General features: G+C 69.1%; 15 protein-coding genes. 8 read left to right on the forward strand and 7 right to left on the reverse strand.

Annotated features, from left to right (window positions below; genetic code table 11):
* Positions 1-46: 46 nt before the first annotated feature.
* The 3 genes from ACV4UZ_RS10230 to ACV4UZ_RS10240 all read right to left on the reverse strand — a co-directional run bounded on the left by ACV4UZ_RS10230 (position 47) and on the right by ACV4UZ_RS10240 (position 4,824).
* Entirely contained in the window at positions 47-2,620 is a 2,574-nt protein-coding gene (locus ACV4UZ_RS10230) for a penicillin-binding protein 1A (protein WP_491600753.1), read from the reverse strand.
* A 128-nt stretch (positions 2,621-2,748) separates the two neighbouring features.
* Positions 2,749-3,081 (reverse strand): hypothetical protein, encoded by a 333-nt coding sequence (locus ACV4UZ_RS10235; protein WP_491600754.1) that lies wholly within the window; start codon positions 3,079-3,081, stop codon positions 2,749-2,751.
* A gap of 129 nt (positions 3,082-3,210) precedes the next feature.
* Positions 3,211-4,824, reverse strand: a complete 1,614-nt coding sequence (locus ACV4UZ_RS10240; RefSeq protein ID WP_491600755.1) for an N-acetylmuramoyl-L-alanine amidase — start codon at positions 4,822-4,824, stop codon at positions 3,211-3,213.
* 501 nt (positions 4,825-5,325) lie between these two features.
* Here ACV4UZ_RS10240 and ACV4UZ_RS10245 point away from each other — a divergent pair.
* The 4 genes from ACV4UZ_RS10245 (at position 5,326) to ACV4UZ_RS10260 (ending at position 10,861) form a co-directional block, all read left to right on the forward strand.
* Positions 5,326-8,082, forward strand: coding sequence for an Rne/Rng family ribonuclease (locus ACV4UZ_RS10245; protein ID WP_491600756.1), 2,757 nt, complete (start codon positions 5,326-5,328; stop codon positions 8,080-8,082).
* 85 nt (positions 8,083-8,167) lie between these two features.
* On the forward strand, positions 8,168-8,803 hold the full coding sequence (locus ACV4UZ_RS10250) for a DUF6134 family protein (protein WP_491600757.1): 636 nt from the start codon (positions 8,168-8,170) through the stop codon (positions 8,801-8,803).
* A 13-nt stretch (positions 8,804-8,816) separates the two neighbouring features.
* Entirely contained in the window at positions 8,817-9,494 is a 678-nt protein-coding gene (locus ACV4UZ_RS10255; RefSeq protein WP_491600758.1) for a response regulator transcription factor, read from the forward strand.
* Positions 9,491-10,861, forward strand: a complete 1,371-nt coding sequence (locus ACV4UZ_RS10260) for a sensor histidine kinase (protein ID WP_491600759.1) — start codon at positions 9,491-9,493, stop codon at positions 10,859-10,861. The genes ACV4UZ_RS10255 and ACV4UZ_RS10260 overlap by 4 nt, the downstream gene beginning before the upstream one ends.
* Here ACV4UZ_RS10260 and ACV4UZ_RS10265 read toward each other — a convergent pair.
* On the reverse strand, positions 10,840-12,081 hold the full coding sequence (locus tag ACV4UZ_RS10265) for an MFS transporter (RefSeq protein ID WP_491600760.1): 1,242 nt from the start codon (positions 12,079-12,081) through the stop codon (positions 10,840-10,842). The genes ACV4UZ_RS10260 and ACV4UZ_RS10265 overlap by 22 nt on opposite strands.
* 40 nt (positions 12,082-12,121) lie before the next feature.
* Between ACV4UZ_RS10265 and ACV4UZ_RS10270 the strand changes: the two genes are divergently transcribed.
* Positions 12,122-13,003 carry a carbohydrate kinase family protein gene (locus ACV4UZ_RS10270; RefSeq protein ID WP_491600761.1) on the forward strand — a complete coding sequence of 294 codons (882 nt, stop codon included), beginning with the start codon at positions 12,122-12,124 and terminating at the stop codon, positions 13,001-13,003.
* Here the strand turns inward: ACV4UZ_RS10270 and fsa are convergent.
* Together fsa and fliN are read right to left on the reverse strand one after the other, a co-directional pair.
* Positions 12,963-13,619 carry a fructose-6-phosphate aldolase gene (gene fsa, locus ACV4UZ_RS10275; RefSeq protein ID WP_491600762.1) on the reverse strand — a complete coding sequence of 219 codons (657 nt, stop codon included), beginning with the start codon at positions 13,617-13,619 and terminating at the stop codon, positions 12,963-12,965. The genes ACV4UZ_RS10270 and fsa overlap by 41 nt on opposite strands.
* A 56-nt stretch (positions 13,620-13,675) precedes the next feature.
* Positions 13,676-13,960, reverse strand: coding sequence for a flagellar motor switch protein FliN (gene fliN, locus ACV4UZ_RS10280; RefSeq protein ID WP_491600763.1), 285 nt, complete (start codon positions 13,958-13,960; stop codon positions 13,676-13,678).
* A 165-nt stretch (positions 13,961-14,125) separates the two neighbouring features.
* Between fliN and ACV4UZ_RS10285 the strand changes: the two genes are divergently transcribed.
* The 3 genes from ACV4UZ_RS10285 to ACV4UZ_RS10295 all read left to right on the forward strand — a co-directional run bounded on the left by ACV4UZ_RS10285 (position 14,126) and on the right by ACV4UZ_RS10295 (position 15,793).
* Positions 14,126-14,458: a hypothetical protein gene (locus ACV4UZ_RS10285; RefSeq protein ID WP_491600764.1), complete on the forward strand. Its 333-nt coding sequence runs from the start codon at positions 14,126-14,128 to the stop codon at positions 14,456-14,458.
* Positions 14,455-15,255, forward strand: a complete 801-nt coding sequence (locus ACV4UZ_RS10290; protein WP_491600765.1) for an alpha/beta hydrolase — start codon at positions 14,455-14,457, stop codon at positions 15,253-15,255. Before ACV4UZ_RS10285 ends, ACV4UZ_RS10290 begins: the two co-directional genes overlap by 4 nt.
* 112 nt (positions 15,256-15,367) lie before the next feature.
* Entirely contained in the window at positions 15,368-15,793 is a 426-nt protein-coding gene (locus ACV4UZ_RS10295; protein WP_491600766.1) for a hypothetical protein, read from the forward strand.
* Positions 15,794-15,957: 164 nt separating this feature from the next.
* Here the strand turns inward: ACV4UZ_RS10295 and ACV4UZ_RS10300 are convergent, their stop codons facing one another.
* On the reverse strand, positions 15,958-16,794 hold the full coding sequence (locus tag ACV4UZ_RS10300; RefSeq protein ID WP_491600767.1) for an alpha/beta fold hydrolase: 837 nt from the start codon (positions 16,792-16,794) through the stop codon (positions 15,958-15,960).
* Between the last annotated feature and the right edge of the window lie 76 nt (positions 16,795-16,870).

Below are 16,870 nucleotides of genomic sequence, written 5' to 3' on the forward strand. Positions count from 1 at the left end.
CGCCGCACGGGTCCGGGAGTTCCTCGAACTTTCGATTCAGAAATCCCTAATACAGCCCGCCCGCCGAGGGAGCCGGTCCCGTCACCGGCGGAGCCTGGACCGGCGGCATGGCCGGAGTGCCGCCGTCGGACGCCGGGGCCACGCCGGGCGGCGGGGTCAGCTGGACATTGCCCGAGCCCCCCCCCTCCTCCGCCCCCAGGAAGGGCGCGAAGCTGAAACCGGCGTCCACGCCGCCCGAGCCTTCCAGCACGTCCTCGTCATCGCCGGGCATGCGGTCCGAGCCCTTGAACGCCTCGTAGATGGCCTTGGCATCGCCGGGCATGGCCGGCTTGCCGGTGGCGGCGTTGACGCGCACCAGCCGCACGCCGGGCGGCACCCGGAAGGGCGTCGGCGGCTTGTCCTTCAGCGCTTCCATCATGAAGTCGCGGAAGATGGGCGCGGCGATGGAGCCGCCGGTTTCCTTCGGCCCCAGGGTGGAGGGATCGTCGAAGCCGACGAACACGCCGACCGCCAGATCGGGGGAGAAGCCGACGAACCACACGTCGTTGGAATCGTTGGAGGTGCCGGTCTTGCCGGCCAGGGGCTTGCCCACCGCCTTGATGGAGGTGCCGGTGCCGCGCTGGACCACGCCTTCCATGATGCTGACCATCTGATAGGCGGAGACGGGATCGACCATCTGCTCGCGGATGTCGGGCAGCACCGGCATGTCCTGGCCGGTGAAGCGGCCCGCCGAGCAGCCGTCGCAGAACCTGAGGTCGTGGCTGAACAGGGTCTTGCCGTTACGGTCCTGGATGCGGTCGATCAGGGTGGGCCGCACCCTTTTTCCGCCATTGACCAGCATGGCGTAGGCGGCGGTGAGCTTCAGCGGCGTGGTCTCGCCGGCGCCCAGCGCCATGGACAACTGGCGCGGCAGGGTGTCGTAGATGCCGAAACGTCCCGAATAATCGGCCACCTTGTCCATGCCGATGGCCTGGGCGAGGCGCACGGTCATCAGGTTGCGCGACTTCTCGAGGCCGACGCGCAGCGTGGTGGGGCCGAGATAGTCGTCGTTGTAGTTCTTGGGCCGCCACAGGGGCAGGCCCGGTCCCTGGGGCAGGGCGATGGGAGCGTCGAGCACCAGCGAGGACGGCGTATAGCCGCTTTCCAGCGCCGCCAGATAGATGAACGGCTTGAAGGCCGAGCCCGGCTGGCGCAGCGCCTGGGAGGCGCGGTTGAACTGGCTCTTGCCGTAGGACCAGCCGCCCACCATGGCCAGGACGCGCCCGGTATGGGGATCGATGGCCACCAGGGCGCCCTCGACCTTGGGAATCTGGCGCAAGCTGAAGGAATTGGCGGGATAGGCCTTGCCGTCCTCGCTCTTGGCCACCGGCTCCACCAGGATGACGTCGCCCAGCGCCACCACGTCGGCGGGGCGGCGGGGGAACGGCCCCATGGCGGCTTTTTCCAGGGCGGGACGCGCCCACTTCATCTCGGCGAAGGGCACGCGGCCCACCTTGCCGCCCACCAGGCCCAGGGTGGCTTCCTGGTCGTTCAGCGCCAGCACCACGGCGGTCTGCCACGCCTCGTCGGCGCCGCCGGGCTTGGGCACGGCGGCCAGCAGCGGCCCCCAGCCGGCGGCGGCGGGAATGCGGGTGATGGGACCGCGCCAGCCGTGACGGCGGTCATAGGTGGCCAGCCCCTGGCGCAGCACCTTCGAGCCCACCGCCTGCAGCCGGGCATCCATGGAGGCGCGCACCACCAGCCCGCCCTTGTACAGGGCGGTTTCGCCGCCATGCTTGGCCATGATCTCGCGGCGGATGTCCTCGGCGAAGTAATCGGCGCCCTGGGTGGCCTGCATCTCCTTGCGCGAGCGGACCTCCAGCGGCATGGCGACGAAGGCCTGATACTCGGCCTGGGTGATCTTGCCGTCCTCGAACATGCGCCCGATCACCCAGTCCCGGCGCTCCTTGGCGGCCTGGGGATGGCGATGGGGGTTGTAGTTGTTGGGGGCCTTGGGCAGGGCGGCGAGATAGGCGGCCTCGGCCACCGACAGCTCGTCCAGGCCCTTGTCGAAGTAGTTCAGCGCCGCCGCCGCCACGCCGTAGGCGCCGCCGCCGAGATAGATCTCGTTGAGGTAAAGCTCGAGGATGTGGTCCTTGGTGAAGGTCCGCTCGATGCGCAGCGCCAGGATGGCTTCCTTGACCTTGCGCTCGATGGACACCTCGTTGGTCAACAGGAAGTTCTTGGCCACCTGCTGGGTGATGGTCGAGGCGCCCACCGGCCGCCGGTCGGCGCCCTTGCCCCGGTTCTTCAGGTTGACGATGATGGCGCGCGCGATGCCCACCGGATCGATGCCGGCATGGGAATAGAAATTCTTGTCCTCGGCCGACAGGAAGGCGTCCTTCACCGTCTGGGGAATCACCGACAGCGGCACGAAGACCCGCTTCTCCACCGCGTATTCGGCCACCAGACGGCCGTCGCCGCCATAGACGCGGGTGGTGATGGGCGGCTCGTAATGGGCCAGCTGGTGATAGTCGGGCAGCCCCCGCCCGTAATGCCAGAAGACGAACAGCACGCCGCCCGCGCCGACGATGGCCAGCAGGATCAACAGGCTGAACAGTCCAAGCAGGAAGCGGAACATGGAATCGGGTGCCTCAGGGGTCGGACACGGTGGTACCGCCACGCGGTCTCCGGCGTCAAGTGAGGGGAAGATGCAGGCGATGGGCGCCGCTGTCCACTGTCATATGCGCGGGGCCGGCATATGGGCCGTCATGGCTTGCGCGACGCCGCCTTGATGGCTTCGGGGCAGTCGATGCGGCTGGTGCCCACCAGGGCGGCGGTCATGCCCTTGGGCATGCCGCGCAGAATGTCCTGGGTGGCCTGGGCCAGTTCGGGCCGCGTCGGCGGCGCCCCGCTGGTGACCACCATGTGGTTGCCGGGGCCGGAGCGCAGGTTGTAGTCGGTCCAGCGGTAGACCACCATCCAGCAGGCGGGAACGGTGCGGGGACAGGTCAGGCAGGGCACGGCCGGCTTGGGCTCGGCATGGACGGGAAGCGCCGGAGCGGCGAGGGCGAGGACGGCCAGGGCGAAAAGACGCCTCATCTCAAAGGGCCCCGTCATCCCGAGCGAAGCCGAGGGATCTCCGCCCGCCCGGGCGGCGCCATTCCCGCCGCCCCCCCGGTCCGGAACGAGATTCCCCCTCCCGTTGGTCGTCGGAATGACACATCGTCCCTACGGCCGCTTGGCCTTGAGGTTGGGCGGGAAGAAGCGCTCCACCGCCTTGGCGATGGATTTGGCCAGGCGGGCGCGGTACTGCGGCTGGCGCAGCATCCTTTCCTCCGCCTCGTTGGACAGGTAGCCCATCTCCACCAGCACCGCCGGCACGTCGGGAGCCTTCAGCACGGCGAAGCCGGCGAAACGGTGGGTGTTGCCCAGCAGGTCCATCTCCTGGCCCACCTCGTCCACCAGTTCGGTGGCGAAGCCGGCCGAACGGTTCATGGTCTCGCGCTGGGCCAGATCGATCAGGATGTTGGCCACGTCCGCGGATTCGTGGGTGAGGTCGATGCCGGCGATGAGGTCGGCCTTGTTTTCCTTTTCCGCCAAGGCCTGCGCCTCGGAGTCCGAGGCGGTGCGCGACAGGGTGTAGACCGACAGGCCCCTGATCTGCGGGTTCTGCACCGCGTCGGCGTGCAGCGAGATGAACAGGTCGGCGCCCTGGGCGCGGGCGATGGCGATGCGTTCGCGCAGGCGGATGAACACGTCGCGGTCCCGCGTCAGATGCACGCGGTAGCGCCCGCTGCGCTCCAGCATGGCCTTCAGTTCGCGGGCCATGGCCAGGGTGATGTGCTTCTCGTAGGTGCCCGACACGCCGGTGGCCCCGGGATCGACGCCGCCGTGGCCGGGATCGATGACGATCACCGGCACGCCGTCCTTGGCCTTGGCCACGTTCTCCATGGGCGGAGCCGGTGGCGGGGGCTGCACCGCCTGCTGCGGCGGCGGCGCCGGTTGCGGCGGGGCGGCGGGCTGCGTGACGGGCGGCGGCGGGGCCGGACGCTCGGGCGGCGGCGGCATGGGCGCCGACAGCATGGGTCGCCCAGCCTTGGCGTCGGCCGCCTTGGCGTCGGCCGATTGGGGGCGCTCCACCGGCATGGGCGGCGGAATCAGGTTGACCGGAGCCTGGGCCGCCGGCGCGGCGGTCACCGGCTCGGGCGGCACGCTCTCGACCGCCGCGTTGGTGGCCGCCGGGGCGTTGGGGCTGGTCACCACGATGCGGTTGGCGGCAGCGGGTGCCGGGGCGGAAGCGACCGCGGGGACGGCCTCGGGCAGGCGGAATTCCTCCACCGGCTTGGGCGCGGGCGGCGGCGGCGGAACGGCCTTGGCGGCGGCGGGCGGCGGCTTCAGCACCGGCGCCTTGGCGCCGCCGGCGGCGGCCAGGAAGGCCTCGCGGGTGGTTTCCGACAGGTCGACCACCAGACGATGCCCCAGCCCGTCGCGCGGCGGAATGATGAAGGCACTCTTCACCAGGGCGGGCTTCCTGAGATCGAGGACGATCCGCCCGCCGTCCAGGCGCATGGCGTTGACCGCGCCCCACGGCTTGGCAATTCCGGCCGGACCGGCGTAATCGGCCCCCGGCAGCTCGATGGCGATGCGGTAGGGATCGGCCAGGGGCGTGACCTTGAACCCCACCTGATCGGACAGGTCGAGGACGAAGCGGGTCACCCCCTCGGCATGAATGCCCAGCCGCGCGCCCGACGCCGTCGCCGCCAGGGAGTCCGGCGCGCCGCCCAGCCCCCAGAGCAACGCCAGGGCCGTCAATGCCGACAGGAAACGCGGTCTGGTCCTCATCTGCCTCATGGTCGCGGGCCGATTGTGAATCACAGGGACAGCTATAGCCCAGACGCGGACTCAAGCTCAACCCAAAACGCATTGATTCACCAGACTCTTCCCGTCGATTTCACCGCCGTGTGGGCTGGCTGCAACAAGATCGTTGTCGAAAGGACGGAGCAAGGCTATTTTGACTGCCCATGAGCTCGCATGATCCGATAGTCCCTCGCGGGACGATGGCGTCACGGTGGTTCGCAATGACTGCGGACCCGGGGATGCGCCATGGCTCGGATCGCGACGCCAGCCTAGAATTCGAAGCCGGGCGGATCCGCCCGCGATCAGGTTTCCCCCGAATGAGGCCCGTGTCCGCTGTCGGACGCGCGGGCATTTTCCGAGGCGCCGCTGGTTCCAGCGGCAAACCGATCGATCGCCCGTGCCTGCGCGCCGGCTTCGCTGGATCAGACAGCCGCTCGCACGCGCCTTGCGCATCGTCGCGGGCGGCGCCACGGAGAGATCGCCTTAATGGTCAAGCGTATGTTGATCGACGCCACCCACCCGGAGGAGACCCGGGTCGTGGTGGTCAATGGAACCCGCCTGGAAGAACTGGATGTTGAGACATCCACCAAGCGGCAGCTGAAGGGGAACATCTATCTGGCCAAGGTGGTGAGGGTCGAACCCTCGCTGCAGGCCGCCTTCGTCGAGTACGGGGGCAACCGTCACGGCTTCCTCGCCTTCAGTGAAATCCATCCCGACTACTTCCAGATTCCGGTGGCCGACCGTCAGGCGCTGCTGGCCGCCCAGCGCGCCGAGGTGATGCGGGAAGCCACCAACGACCGCGACGAGGCCGAGCCGGTGGGCGAAGGCCATCTGGCCGCCGAGGCGGTGGCCGAGCAGGTGGACGGAACCACCGTCGAGGACGCCCCCAATCCCGAGAACGGCCCCGAGAACGGCGATGCCGAGGCCGAGCCCGCGCCCCGCAAGCGCCACGTGGAGACCGTGGGCGGCGACGACGACGCCGAGAACGAGCGCCGGCGCGCCCGCCTGCTGCGCAACTACAAGATCCAGGAAGTGATCAAGCGCCGGCAGATCATGCTGGTGCAGGTGGTCAAGGAGGAGCGCGGAAACAAGGGCGCCGCGCTGACCACCTACCTGTCGCTGGCCGGCCGCTACTGCGTGCTGATGCCCAACACCGCCCGGGGCGGCGGGGTGTCGCGCAAGATCGTGTCGGCCACCGACCGCCGCCGGCTCAAGGCCATCGCCAACGAGATGGACATTCCCGACGGCATGGCGGTGATCATCCGCACCGCCGGGTCCGAGCGCTCCAAGACCGAGATCAAGCGCGACTACGAATACCTGCTGCGCATGTGGGACAGCGTGCGCGAACTGACGCTGAAATCCAGCGCCCCGGCCCTGGTCTACGAAGAGGCCAGCCTGATCAAGCGCTCGATCCGCGACCTCTATTCGCGGGACATCGACGAGGTGCTGGTGGACGGCGACGAGGGCTATCGCCTCGCCAAGGACTACATGCGCATGCTGACGCCCTCGCATGCCAAGAAGGTCCAGCCCTACAAGGACCCGGTGATGCCCATGTTCCACCGCTATCAGGTGGAAGCCCAGCTGGACGCCATGCATTCGCCGGTGGTGCAGCTGAAGTCGGGCGGCTACATCGTCATCAGCCAGACCGAGGCGCTGGTCGCCATCGACGTCAATTCGGGCCGCGCCACCAAGGAGCGCCACATCGAGGAGACGGCGCTCAAGACCAACATGGAGGCCGCCGACGAGGTGGCCCGCCAGCTGCGCCTGCGCGACCTGGCCGGCCTGATCGTCATCGACTTCATCGACATGGAGGAGAACCGCAACAACCATGCGGTCGAGCGTCGCCTCAAGGAAGCCCTGAAGAACGACCGCGCCCGCATCCAGGTGGGCAAGATCAGCGCCTTCGGCCTTTTGGAACTGTCGCGCCAGCGCCTGCGTCCCAGCTTGCAGGAAACCACCTTCAGCCCCTGCCCCCATTGCGGCGGCACCGGCCTGGTGCGGTCGGTGGAATCGGCGGCCGTGCACATCCTGCGCGCCATCGAGGAAGAGGGCATCCGCCGCCGCTCGTCCGAGATCACCGTGCACGTGCAGCCGGCCATCGCGCTCTACATCCTCAACCAGAAGCGTTCGGCGCTGGCCGCCATCGAGGAGCGCTACGAGTTCGACGTGTTCCTGTCGGGCGACGAGACCCTGATTCCGCCGGCCTTCCGCATGGACAAGGTCAAGGCCGAGTTCCGCCCCGACGAGCCGGCCCGCACCGCCATCTCCATGGATGACACCGCCCACCGTCCGCCGGCCGAGGCCGAGCCGGAAGAGGCCGAGGACGACGAGGACGAGGAAGAGGAAGCCCAGCCCGAGCGTTCGGGCCGCAGCCGCGACGAGCGCCCCCGGGACGAGCGTAACGACGAGGACAAGGGCGAGGACAGCGAGGGCCGCAAGCGCCGCCGCCGCCGCCGCCGCCGCCGCAAGCCCGGCGACGATCGCCCGGAACAGGCCGAGGGTGACGCGCCCCAGGGCGACGAACAGCCCCTTGGCGAGGGCGAATCGGCGGAAGCCGGCGATGACGACGGCGATTCCGAGGGCGAGGGCGAGGGCGTCCGGGCCGAGGGCGGCGACGACGACCAGCCGCGCAAGCGCCGCCGGGGCCGCCGGGGCGGCCGCCGCCGCCGCCGCCGCGATGGCGAGGGCGCCGAGGGCGAGGGCGAGGGCGAGGGCGGAGCCGAAGAGGCCGAAGCCGGCGCCGAGACCCAGACCGCTGAACCGGACGTCGCCGAGACCGTTCCGGCCGAGGGGGCCGAGGCCCAGGTCGAGCCTGACGCCGCCGAACCCGCCGAGGCCGCTCCCGCCGCCGAGGAGGCCGCTCCCGCCGAGAAGCCCAAGCGCAAGCGCGCCCCGGCCAGGAAGAAGGCCGAGGCCAAGCCGGAAGCCGCCGCCGAGGAGGCCGCTCCCGCTGAAAAGCCCAAGCGCAAGCGCGCCCCGGCCAGGAAGAAGGCCGAGGCCGTGACCGACGAAGCCCCCGTCGACGCCGCCTCCACGCCCGAGGCCGCGGTCGCCGAGGAACCGGCTGCCGGCGCCCCCGAACCGGTCGCCCCATTGGTCGAGGAGCCCGCTCCCGCGCCCCAGCCGGAGCCTGCTCCCGCCATGGCCGAAGCGGTGGTGACGGCCGAGCCGGCGGCAGAACCCGAGCCGCCCGCGCCGGCCAAGCCGCCGCGCAAGGGCTGGTGGAACCGCCTGATGTCCTGATTCGACGTGTACGGCCCCCGCCTGGCGCGGGGGCCGGCCGTCGCCGCAGAGGTACCCGCCGCGCATGAGGATTCCTTATCTCTTCATGGCCGCCCTGGTCCTGCTTGTCTCCGCCAAGACCGTCGCGGCCATGCCCGCCTTCCTGGCCAACCAGCCCGAGCAGACCCTGGCCTTCGCAGTCACCCGCAACGGTGGGGCCATCGGCTACCACACCTATGCCTTCCGGCCGCGCAAGGGCGGCTTCGAGGTCCGCGTCGAGGCCGACATCCGGGTGAGCATCCTGTTCATTCCCTTCTTCGTCTATGAACAGCAGGGCGTCGAAATCTGGGAGAACGGCCGGCTCAAGTCTCTGGACTACGTCACCAATGACGACGGCACCCGCCACGCGGTCAGGGCCGAAATGGCGGGGGGCAAGCTGCGGGTCTCGGTGGACGGCAAGCCGGCCACCAGCCATCCCGAGATGATTCCCGGCTCGCTGTGGTATCCGCCCTCGCCCGCCCACACCATGATGCTCGACCCCGGCGACGGCAATCCGGTGCCGCTGAAGGTCCAGATGCTGGGGGAGGAGACCATCATGGTGCGCGGCAAGCCGACTCCGACCACACGCTGGCTGTGGGACGACGGGCTGCGCCGCGAATTGTGGTACGATGCCAGCCAGGCCCTGGTGCAGGTGTGGATCAGGGGCGACGACGGTTCGGACATCTATTACGTCCTCAAATAGGCGGACGGTTCCCATGCGCATTCTTCTGGTCGAGGACAATGACCGTCTGGCCGAGTTCATTTCCGCCGGGCTGAAGAGCGCCGGCTTCGTGCCCGACGTGTTCGGCACCGTGGCCGACGCCGTCGCCGCCTTCGACTCGGCCTCTTACCAGGCGGCCATTCTCGACCTCGGCCTGCCCGACGGCGACGGGCTGGACATCATCCGCGCCCAGCGCGCCAAGGCCGCGCCATGCCCCATGATGGTGCTGACCGCCAGGGACGGGCTCAGCGACCGGGTCTCGGGCCTGAACGCCGGAGCCGACGACTACCTGCTGAAGCCCTTCGCCATGGAGGAGCTGATCGCCCGGCTGCGCGCCATCCTGCGGCGGCCCGGCGCCGCGCTGTCGGTGGAGCTGTCCCTGGGCAACCTCTCCTTCGATACCGCCGGGCGCGAGGTACGGGTCAACGGCCGGCTGATCTCCATGCCCCGGCGCGAGATGGAGATGCTGGAGCACCTGCTGCGCCGTTCGGGCAAGGTGGTGTCCAAGCGCTCGCTGGAGGAAAGCCTTTACGGCTTCGACGACGACGTCACCCCCAATTCGGTGGAAGTGCTGGTGTCGCGCCTGCGCAAGCGCCTGCAGCAATCGGGCGCCGAGGCCACCGTCCACACGCTGCGGGGCATCGGCTACATGCTGGCGGACGGCGCCCCTTGACCGGCCAGCCGCCGGCCATCCTGTGGCGCATCGTCGTCCGGCTGTCGCTGACCACCCTGGTCGCCATCGTCCTGGCCTATTCCTGGCTGTGGTGGAAGTACCATTCGGTCACCGACATCATGCGCGATACCTATCTGATCGAGCAGGCGGTCTCCATCCGCAACCACATCGACATCCTCGAGAACGGCGACATCGCCCTCAACATTCCGGCCACCCAGTTGGCCGCCTACACCTCGTCCGAGGGCAATCTGCGCTTCGCCGTCCGCGACTGGCGCAGCGGAAAGGTGCTGATCCACGGCGGCGACGAGGTGGGGCCGGTGCCGGAGATGGGCGACGGCCCCAGGCTCTACGAGCACGACCCCGACGGGCCGGGTCCCATCCTGATGTTCGGCGCGGCCGTCATGATGGGTGAGCCGGGCAACGAGATGGTGGTTCAGGTGGAGGAGAGCGGCAACGATTTCGACGCCATGACCCGTTCGCTGATCGAACGCTTCGCCGAGGAAGGCGGCTGGCTGGGCGCCCCCTTCCTGTTCGCCATGCTGCTGGTCAGCCTGGTCACCATCCGGAACTCGCTGCTGCCGCTCAAACGCCTGTCGGAGCAGGCCGCCGCCATCGGCCCGGCCAGTACCGACATCCGCCTGCCCGAGACCCAGGTCCCGCGCGAGATTCTGCCCCTGGTCCACGCCGTCAACAGCGCCCTCGACCGTATCGAGACGGGATTTCGCATCCAGCGGGACTTCACCGCCGACGCCGCCCACGAGTTGCGCACGCCGCTGGCGGTGCTGCGCGCCCATATCGAGACCCTGCCAGACCCCGCCACCCGCGAGGCCCTGACCCGCGACGTGGAATCCATGACCCGGCTGGTCGGCCAGTTGCTGGCGGTGGCCCGCGCCGAGGCGCTGACCGTGGCCACCGATGATCAGGCCGATCTCAACGCCATCGCCGTGGACGTGGGGACGTTCATGGCGGCCATGGCCCTCCGGCACCGGCGGATGATCGAGGTGGTCGAAGCCCCCGCCCCCTGTCCGGTGGCCGCCAATGCCGAAGCGGTGTTCGGCGCGCTGCGCAATCTGGTGGAGAACGCGCTCACCCACACCCCGCCCGGCACCACCGTCACCGTCCGGGTGGAGGCGCCGCTCACCCTCAGGGTCGAGGATCGCGGCCCCGGCATTCCCGCCGAGTTGCGCGAACGCATCTTCCGGCGCTTCTGGCGGGCCGAACGGCGCAAGAGCGGCTCGGGCCTGGGTCTGGCCATCGTGCGCGAGATCATGCAGGCCCATGGCGGCCGGGTCGAGGTGGACGACCGGCCCGGCGGCGGCGCGGTGTTCTCGCTGGTCTTCGCCGATCAGGGCGCCCAGCGGCGATAGGCCAGGGCGCCCAGCATGCAGGCGGCTCCGCCCAGGGCGACGGTGGGCTGGGGGCCGATGCGTTCCGACAGAAACCCCGCCAGCAGCGAGCCCAGCGGCGTCGCCGCCATGAAGGTCATGGTATAGAGCGCCATGGTCCGCGCCCGGAAGGTATCGGGAACCAGGGTCTGGACCAGGGTCTGCGACGCGGTGTTGTGGGCCACCAGCGCCATGCCGGCCAGGGCCAGCACCCCCACCGACAGAGCCGGCTCGGTGGAGAGCGCGAAGGCCACCAGGGCGGCCCCGAAGGCGCACAGGCCCCAGGCCACCCGCCCCCGCGACGCCCCGCCCGCCGGTCCGGCCACCGCCAGCGAGGCCAGCAGGGCGCCCGCCCCCGCCCCGCTCGTCAGCAGACCCAGCGTCTCCGGCCCGCCGCCCAGCACCCGGTCGGCGAAGACCGGCATCAGCACCGAGAAGGACATGCCCATCAGCCCCGACAGGCCCAGCATGGCCATCAGGGCCAGGATGGGGCGGTGTCCGGCCACGAAGGCGAGGCCGGCCCTCACCCGGACCAGCATGCGTTCACCCGACGGCAGGCCCGCTCCGGCCGCCGGCTCGGGCATGCGCGCCAGGGCGGCCAGCACCCCCAGGAAACTGGCGGCGTTGAGCGCGAAGCACCAGCCCTCCCCCACCCGGGCCACCAGCGCGCCCGCCAGGACCGGCGCCACCAGCCGCGCCGCGTTGAAGACCGAGGCGTCGAGGGCCACGGCGTTGCCCAGGTCCGCCTTGCCCACCAGATCGACGGTGAAGGCCTGCCGCGCCGGAATGTCCACCGCGTTGATGATGCCGAACGCCACGGCCAGGACCAGAACGTGCCAGACCTCGACCCGCCCGGCCAGGGTGAGGGCGGCCAGCGCCGCCGCCTGGACCAGGAAGGCGGTCTGGGTGATCAGGATCAGCCGGCGCCGCGAGCGGCCCTCGGCCACCGCGCCGCCCAGCAGGCCGAGGACGAAGACCGGCCCCTGCCCGGCGAAGGCCACCAGCCCCAGCATCTCGGCCGAGCCGGTCAGGCGGTAGACCAGCCAGCTCTGCGCCACCATCTGCATCCACGACCCCATCAGCGACACCGCCTGGCCGCAGAAGAACAGGCGATACCCCCGGTGGCGCAGGGCACTTGCCCAAGGTAATCGTCGAGGTCTGGCATCGGCATCGGTCATGACGGTGATCATGGCATCACCCACGCTTTGGAGCTATCCTGACGGATGAGACAAGGAGGGCGCGATGGCCCGAATCGTTGTCCTGGGCAGCATTGCCCGCGACGAAGTCATCCATCTGGACCAAAACCTGCGCGAGGGACGGCATCTGCAGGGCACGCCGCCGGTTGCCCGCCTGGGCGGCGGCGGCGCCAACACCGCCATCGCCCTGGCCCACGCCGGACACGAAGTGTCGCTGGTGGCGGCGTTGGGCACCGATCCCCTGGCCGACGAGTTGCTGGCCGAGCTTTCACGCCACGGCGTGGACGTCGGTCCGGTCACCCGCATTTCGGGGGCCAGCACCCGCTCGCTGGTGCTGCTGGACCCGAAGGGCGAGCGCACCATCATCAACCTCACCCGGGCGCGCGAGGCCCGTCCGCCGCAGCGCCTGCTCAATCTCGACGCCGATTGCGTCTATGTCCGCACCAATGGCCAGGACCTGGCGGAATTGCTGCGGGCCAAGGCCAAGCTGTGCCCCATCGTCGCCCAGATCCGGTCGGCGGCGGAAGGAATGCTGCCCGTCCAGGTGCTGGTCGGCTCGCATGGCGACGTGGACGGGCGGGTCCTGGCCGCCCCCGTGGCCGAGGGACGCAAACTGGCCGGCGACGTGCTGCGCTGGGTGGTGATCACCCACGGCGAGGAGGGGGCCGAGGCCTTCGGCGTGGAAGGCCAGCACCTGCGAGCCACGGCTCCCGACGTGGACGCGGTGGACACCACCGGGGCAGGCGATGCCTTTGCCGCCGGATTGGCCCATGCCCTGGCGCTGGGGCTGGACATGGCCCATGCCCTGCCCCTGGCGGTGCGTTGGGGCGCGGCCAAGGTGACCCACATGGGATCGTTCCTCGACCGCGACACCGTCCGCGATCTGATCAGAGAATCGACTGTTCGGTCTTCGCCCAATCGGCCATGAAGGCGGCCAGCCCCTTGTCGGTCAGCGGGTGCTGGACCATCTGGCGAAGAACCGATGGCGGCATGGTGACCACGTGGGCGCCGATGCGGGCCGCGTCGGTCACATGCATGGGATGGCGGATGGACGCGGCCAGCACCTCGGTGCGGAAGGCCGGATATTCGCGGTAGATGGCGACGATGTCGGCGATCAGCTCCATGCCGTCCTGGCCGATGTCGTCCAGGCGCCCGACGAAGGGCGAGATGAAAGCCGCGCCGGCCTTGGCCGCCAGAATGGCCTGATTGGCCGAAAAGCACAGGGTGACGTTGACCTTGACGCCGTCGTCGGCCAGCACCTTGCAGGTCTTGAGGCCGGCCGGAGTGAGCGGCACCTTGACCGCCACGTTGGGGCGCAGCGCCGCCAGCTTGCGGCCCTCGGCCAGCATGGTGTCGAAATCGGTGGCGGCCACCTCGGCCGAGATGGGGCCGGGCACGATGTCGCAGATCTCGGCGATCACGTCGAGAATCTTGCGCCCCGACTTGGCGATCAGCGAGGGATTGGTGGTGACGCCGTCCACCAGCCCGGTGGCGGCCAGCTCGCGGATCTCGGCGACTTCGGCGGTATCGATGAAGAACTTCATGAAAGGCCCCTGCTCCTGGAATTGCGGGGCACAGACTACCAGGGAGGCGGCGGGCGTCAATCAGCCGCGCGCTTCAGCACCTCGGTGATGGTCACCGCCAGATGATCCTCGACCACCACCACCTCGGCGCGGCAGACCTTCTTGCGGTTGACGTAGAGATCGACGGGGTCGTTGACCTTGCGGTCCAGTTCCACCACGGCGCCGCGACCCAGCTTCAGCAGCTGGGCGATGGGCAGATTGGCGGTGCCCAGCACCGCCGACAGCTCCACCGAGACGTCGTAGACCGCCTCGCGGTTGTCTCCCAGACCCAGGGCTGCGTTGATCGCGTCGTCGTCGGCCATGTCGCCTCATCCTTTTGGCCCTGGTCGCGCGGGCCTTCACAATATGTAGCATAGCCGGCATTTCCCAACATCCGGTTAAAAGCCGCATGTTCAATCTGCATATTGGAGACAGTTGCGATTACGCCTCCCGCCCCGCTATGATCCGGCCGGGCAGAGGAAGGGCGCATGAGCACGGAAATCTATTCCTGCCGCGAAGGCCAGGAACTGAAGCAGGGCAAGCTGGACTATTCCGACATCGACGACCGCGAGACCGCCGAGACGGATGCCAAGCGCCGCTGCAAGCTCGACCCGACCATCAAGAAGGTGGCCTATTACAAGGTCGCCGCCGATGGCGAGTTCCGCATGTTCTTTTCCTACACCAATCCCCATTGCAAGCCGGCGCCCAAGCCCCGGCCGGCCGGAGGGCAGAGCCCGGCCCGCAAGGCGATGCCCGCCAGAAAGCCCGCCCCCAAGCCCGGCCTGCTGGCCCGGCTGATGAAAATGATCGGCCTCAAGTGAAACTGGAACTGCTGCACTGCCATCCGCCGGAAGGCCCCGCCCCCGGGCGGCCGTCCCTGCTGTTCGTTCACGGCTCCTATTGCGGTGCCTGGGTTTGGGCCGAGCGCTTCATGCCGTTCTTCGCCCGCCACGGCTGGTCCAGCCACGCGGTGTCGCTGCGCGGGCACGGCGAAAGCGAGGGTGGCTTCAATTATGCCTCGCTGGCCGATTACCTCACCGACATCCACTCGGCCATGGCCCATGTGGGCGGCGAGATGATTCTGGTCGGCCATTCCATGGGCGGCCTGCTGGTCCAGCACTGCCTGGCGGAAGACGACCGCGTTCAGGCCGCCGTGCTGATGTCCAGCGTGCCGCCATCGGGCCTGATGTCGTCGGCGCTGCATCTCTCGGTCTTCTCACCGGACGTCTGCCTGCAGTTCGGGCTGTTGCAGGCGCTGGGACCGTCGGTGGTGAAGGGCGAAGTCATCCGCCGCGCCTTCTTCTCCGACGCCACCCCGACCGACACCCTGGCCCATCTGCTGCCCCGGCTGCAGAAGGAATCCCACCGCATCTGCGTCGAGTTGCTCAATCCCAAGCGTCCGCGCCTGCCCCTGGGGCAGGTCCGCCCGCCCATCCTGGTGCTGGGAGGAGACCGCGACGTTCTGGTCCCCGCCGCCGCCATGATGGAGACCGCCACCTATTTCGGCGCGGACCTGTCACTGCTGACCGGCGCGCCCCACGGACTGATGCTCGACGATTGCTGGTGGCAGCCGACCGCGGAGCGGATTCTGTCCTGGCTGGCGGCCGAGGATTTCTGAGGACCGCACTCAGGGCGGCCTCGCGGCGCGTTATGATAGCGCTTCCCTTCATGATCCCACGAGGGTATGCTTAACGTTGGATTAATCTAGGCTTTGTGTATCCAGGCCCATCATGGCATTGAGCACCAAACAGATCGGATCGGCATCGGCGGCGGCGTCCAGCGTGGCGGCGGCGACGGCCCGTATCGGTCATGGCGGGCGCAATGTCGCTTCCTCGACCCGACCCGATGTGGAGCGGCTGGATTACACCCAGCACATGGGGCTGAACGAGGAATCGATCCTCCGGTTCCAGCAGGAAAACGGCATCAACCCCGATGGCGGCCGTCGCCAGCGGGAGGACAGGGGCGGTTTCGCCCCGCAGACCTCGCTGCGCATCTTCGAATACGGCACCGACACCTCCGAGGACGGCAGCGACCCGACCTCGTCCAGGATCTTCCTCAACGACGTCCTGCGCGGCGTCGGCACCTACGAGCAGAACATCCGTATCACCTCGCCCGGCTCGGTCAAGCCCGGCAGCGTGATGAACTATCTGTTCTGATCCCTCAAGGCCCGGCGTCTCCCGTCCGCCGGCCCATTCAGCACTCAGTCGAAGACAATCCGTCACCCTTGGGGCATTGCCGAAGGGTCTTTTGACCGGCGCCCGGGATGACGGCATGCCCCCTTTTGCCGCCGCAGGCTCAAAACTCGGGCGAAGGCCCCTCGTCACTGGCAGTCCAGCGGCTGACGAAGCAGCTGCGGCCAGAGATCCGACCAACCGGTGGCGTGGCTGGCCCCGCTGACCGGCGTCACCTTGACACAGGGGCCATTCCCCGCCGCCTGGGCATAGGAGCGCGCGACAAAGGACGGAATGGTCTTGTCTTCCGTACCATAGAAGTGGCGTTGGGGAAGGCGGGCAAGAGCGGACGCCACGTCGATGGCGTTCAGCGAGCCTCGCTGCTGGTCGACCTTGTGATGGGCGTTGACCGCCTTGTGATCCAAATTTCCCGCCACGGTGCGCAGGCTGGCGACGTCGCCGCGCCGCGCCGCCACCAGCACGGCAATGGCCCCACCGCCCGAATAGCCCACCAGATGGACCGACGGAGCCTGCGTATCGCGAACCAGCGTATCGATGGCCCGGTTCATGGACACCACCACCTCCTCGGCGAAGCGCCGGTCGGTCCAGTAGGTTTCCGAGCAACGGGGGTTGAGGCGGCGATCGGTGTACTGGCAGGGCCTGGCGAGATAGGCGACGTTGGGTGACGAATCGCCCGCCGCCAGCGCCAGGGCCGTGGGAGTCATGGGGGTGGGATCGGGTGAAACCCGGTTGGTGTCCAGCCAGGCCAGGCCGTCACCCTCGATATAGACGGTCAGGGGTGTTCCCCGCGCGCCCCGACGGACGAAAGCGGTCAACACGAAGGGATCGGATTGAATCTGGCTGCGGACGAAGCGGCCCTGGGCGGCCAACTTCTCGGCCGTCCCCTGCCGGTCGTGAATGGCGCATCCGGACAGGATCGAGAGAGGAATCAGCAGTGAAAGTACCCGCCTGGCTGCGCCGCGCATTCCGTATCCCCTTGGCTGAAAGGCAACGGGGGCCCCGGGATAGTCCCGGAGCCCCCGCCGTCACGATGCTTGGATC

This window comes from Paramagnetospirillum sp., assembly GCF_058402745.1.

Bases quoted from the DNA above. Each gene is read 5' to 3' on its own strand.
- ACV4UZ_RS10230 (WP_491600753.1), bottom strand. From the start codon at position 2,620: ATGTTCCGCTTCCTGCTTGGACTGTTCAGCCTGTTGATCCTGCTGGCC.
- ACV4UZ_RS10235 (WP_491600754.1), bottom strand. From the start codon at position 3,081: ATGAGGCGTCTTTTCGCCCTGGCCGTCCTCGCCCTCGCCGCTCCGGCG.
- ACV4UZ_RS10240 (WP_491600755.1), bottom strand. From the start codon at position 4,824: ATGAGGACCAGACCGCGTTTCCTGTCGGCATTGACGGCCCTGGCGTTG.
- ACV4UZ_RS10245 (WP_491600756.1), top strand. From the start codon at position 5,326: ATGGTCAAGCGTATGTTGATCGACGCCACCCACCCGGAGGAGACCCGG.
- ACV4UZ_RS10250 (WP_491600757.1), top strand. From the start codon at position 8,168: ATGGCCGCCCTGGTCCTGCTTGTCTCCGCCAAGACCGTCGCGGCCATG.
- ACV4UZ_RS10255 (WP_491600758.1), top strand. From the start codon at position 8,817: ATGCGCATTCTTCTGGTCGAGGACAATGACCGTCTGGCCGAGTTCATT.
- ACV4UZ_RS10270 (WP_491600761.1), top strand. From the start codon at position 12,122: ATGGCCCGAATCGTTGTCCTGGGCAGCATTGCCCGCGACGAAGTCATC.
- fsa (WP_491600762.1), bottom strand. From the start codon at position 13,619: ATGAAGTTCTTCATCGATACCGCCGAAGTCGCCGAGATCCGCGAGCTG.
- fliN (WP_491600763.1), bottom strand. From the start codon at position 13,960: ATGGCCGACGACGACGCGATCAACGCAGCCCTGGGTCTGGGAGACAAC.
- ACV4UZ_RS10285 (WP_491600764.1), top strand. From the start codon at position 14,126: ATGAGCACGGAAATCTATTCCTGCCGCGAAGGCCAGGAACTGAAGCAG.
- ACV4UZ_RS10295 (WP_491600766.1), top strand. From the start codon at position 15,368: ATGGCATTGAGCACCAAACAGATCGGATCGGCATCGGCGGCGGCGTCC.
- ACV4UZ_RS10300 (WP_491600767.1), bottom strand. From the start codon at position 16,794: ATGCGCGGCGCAGCCAGGCGGGTACTTTCACTGCTGATTCCTCTCTCG.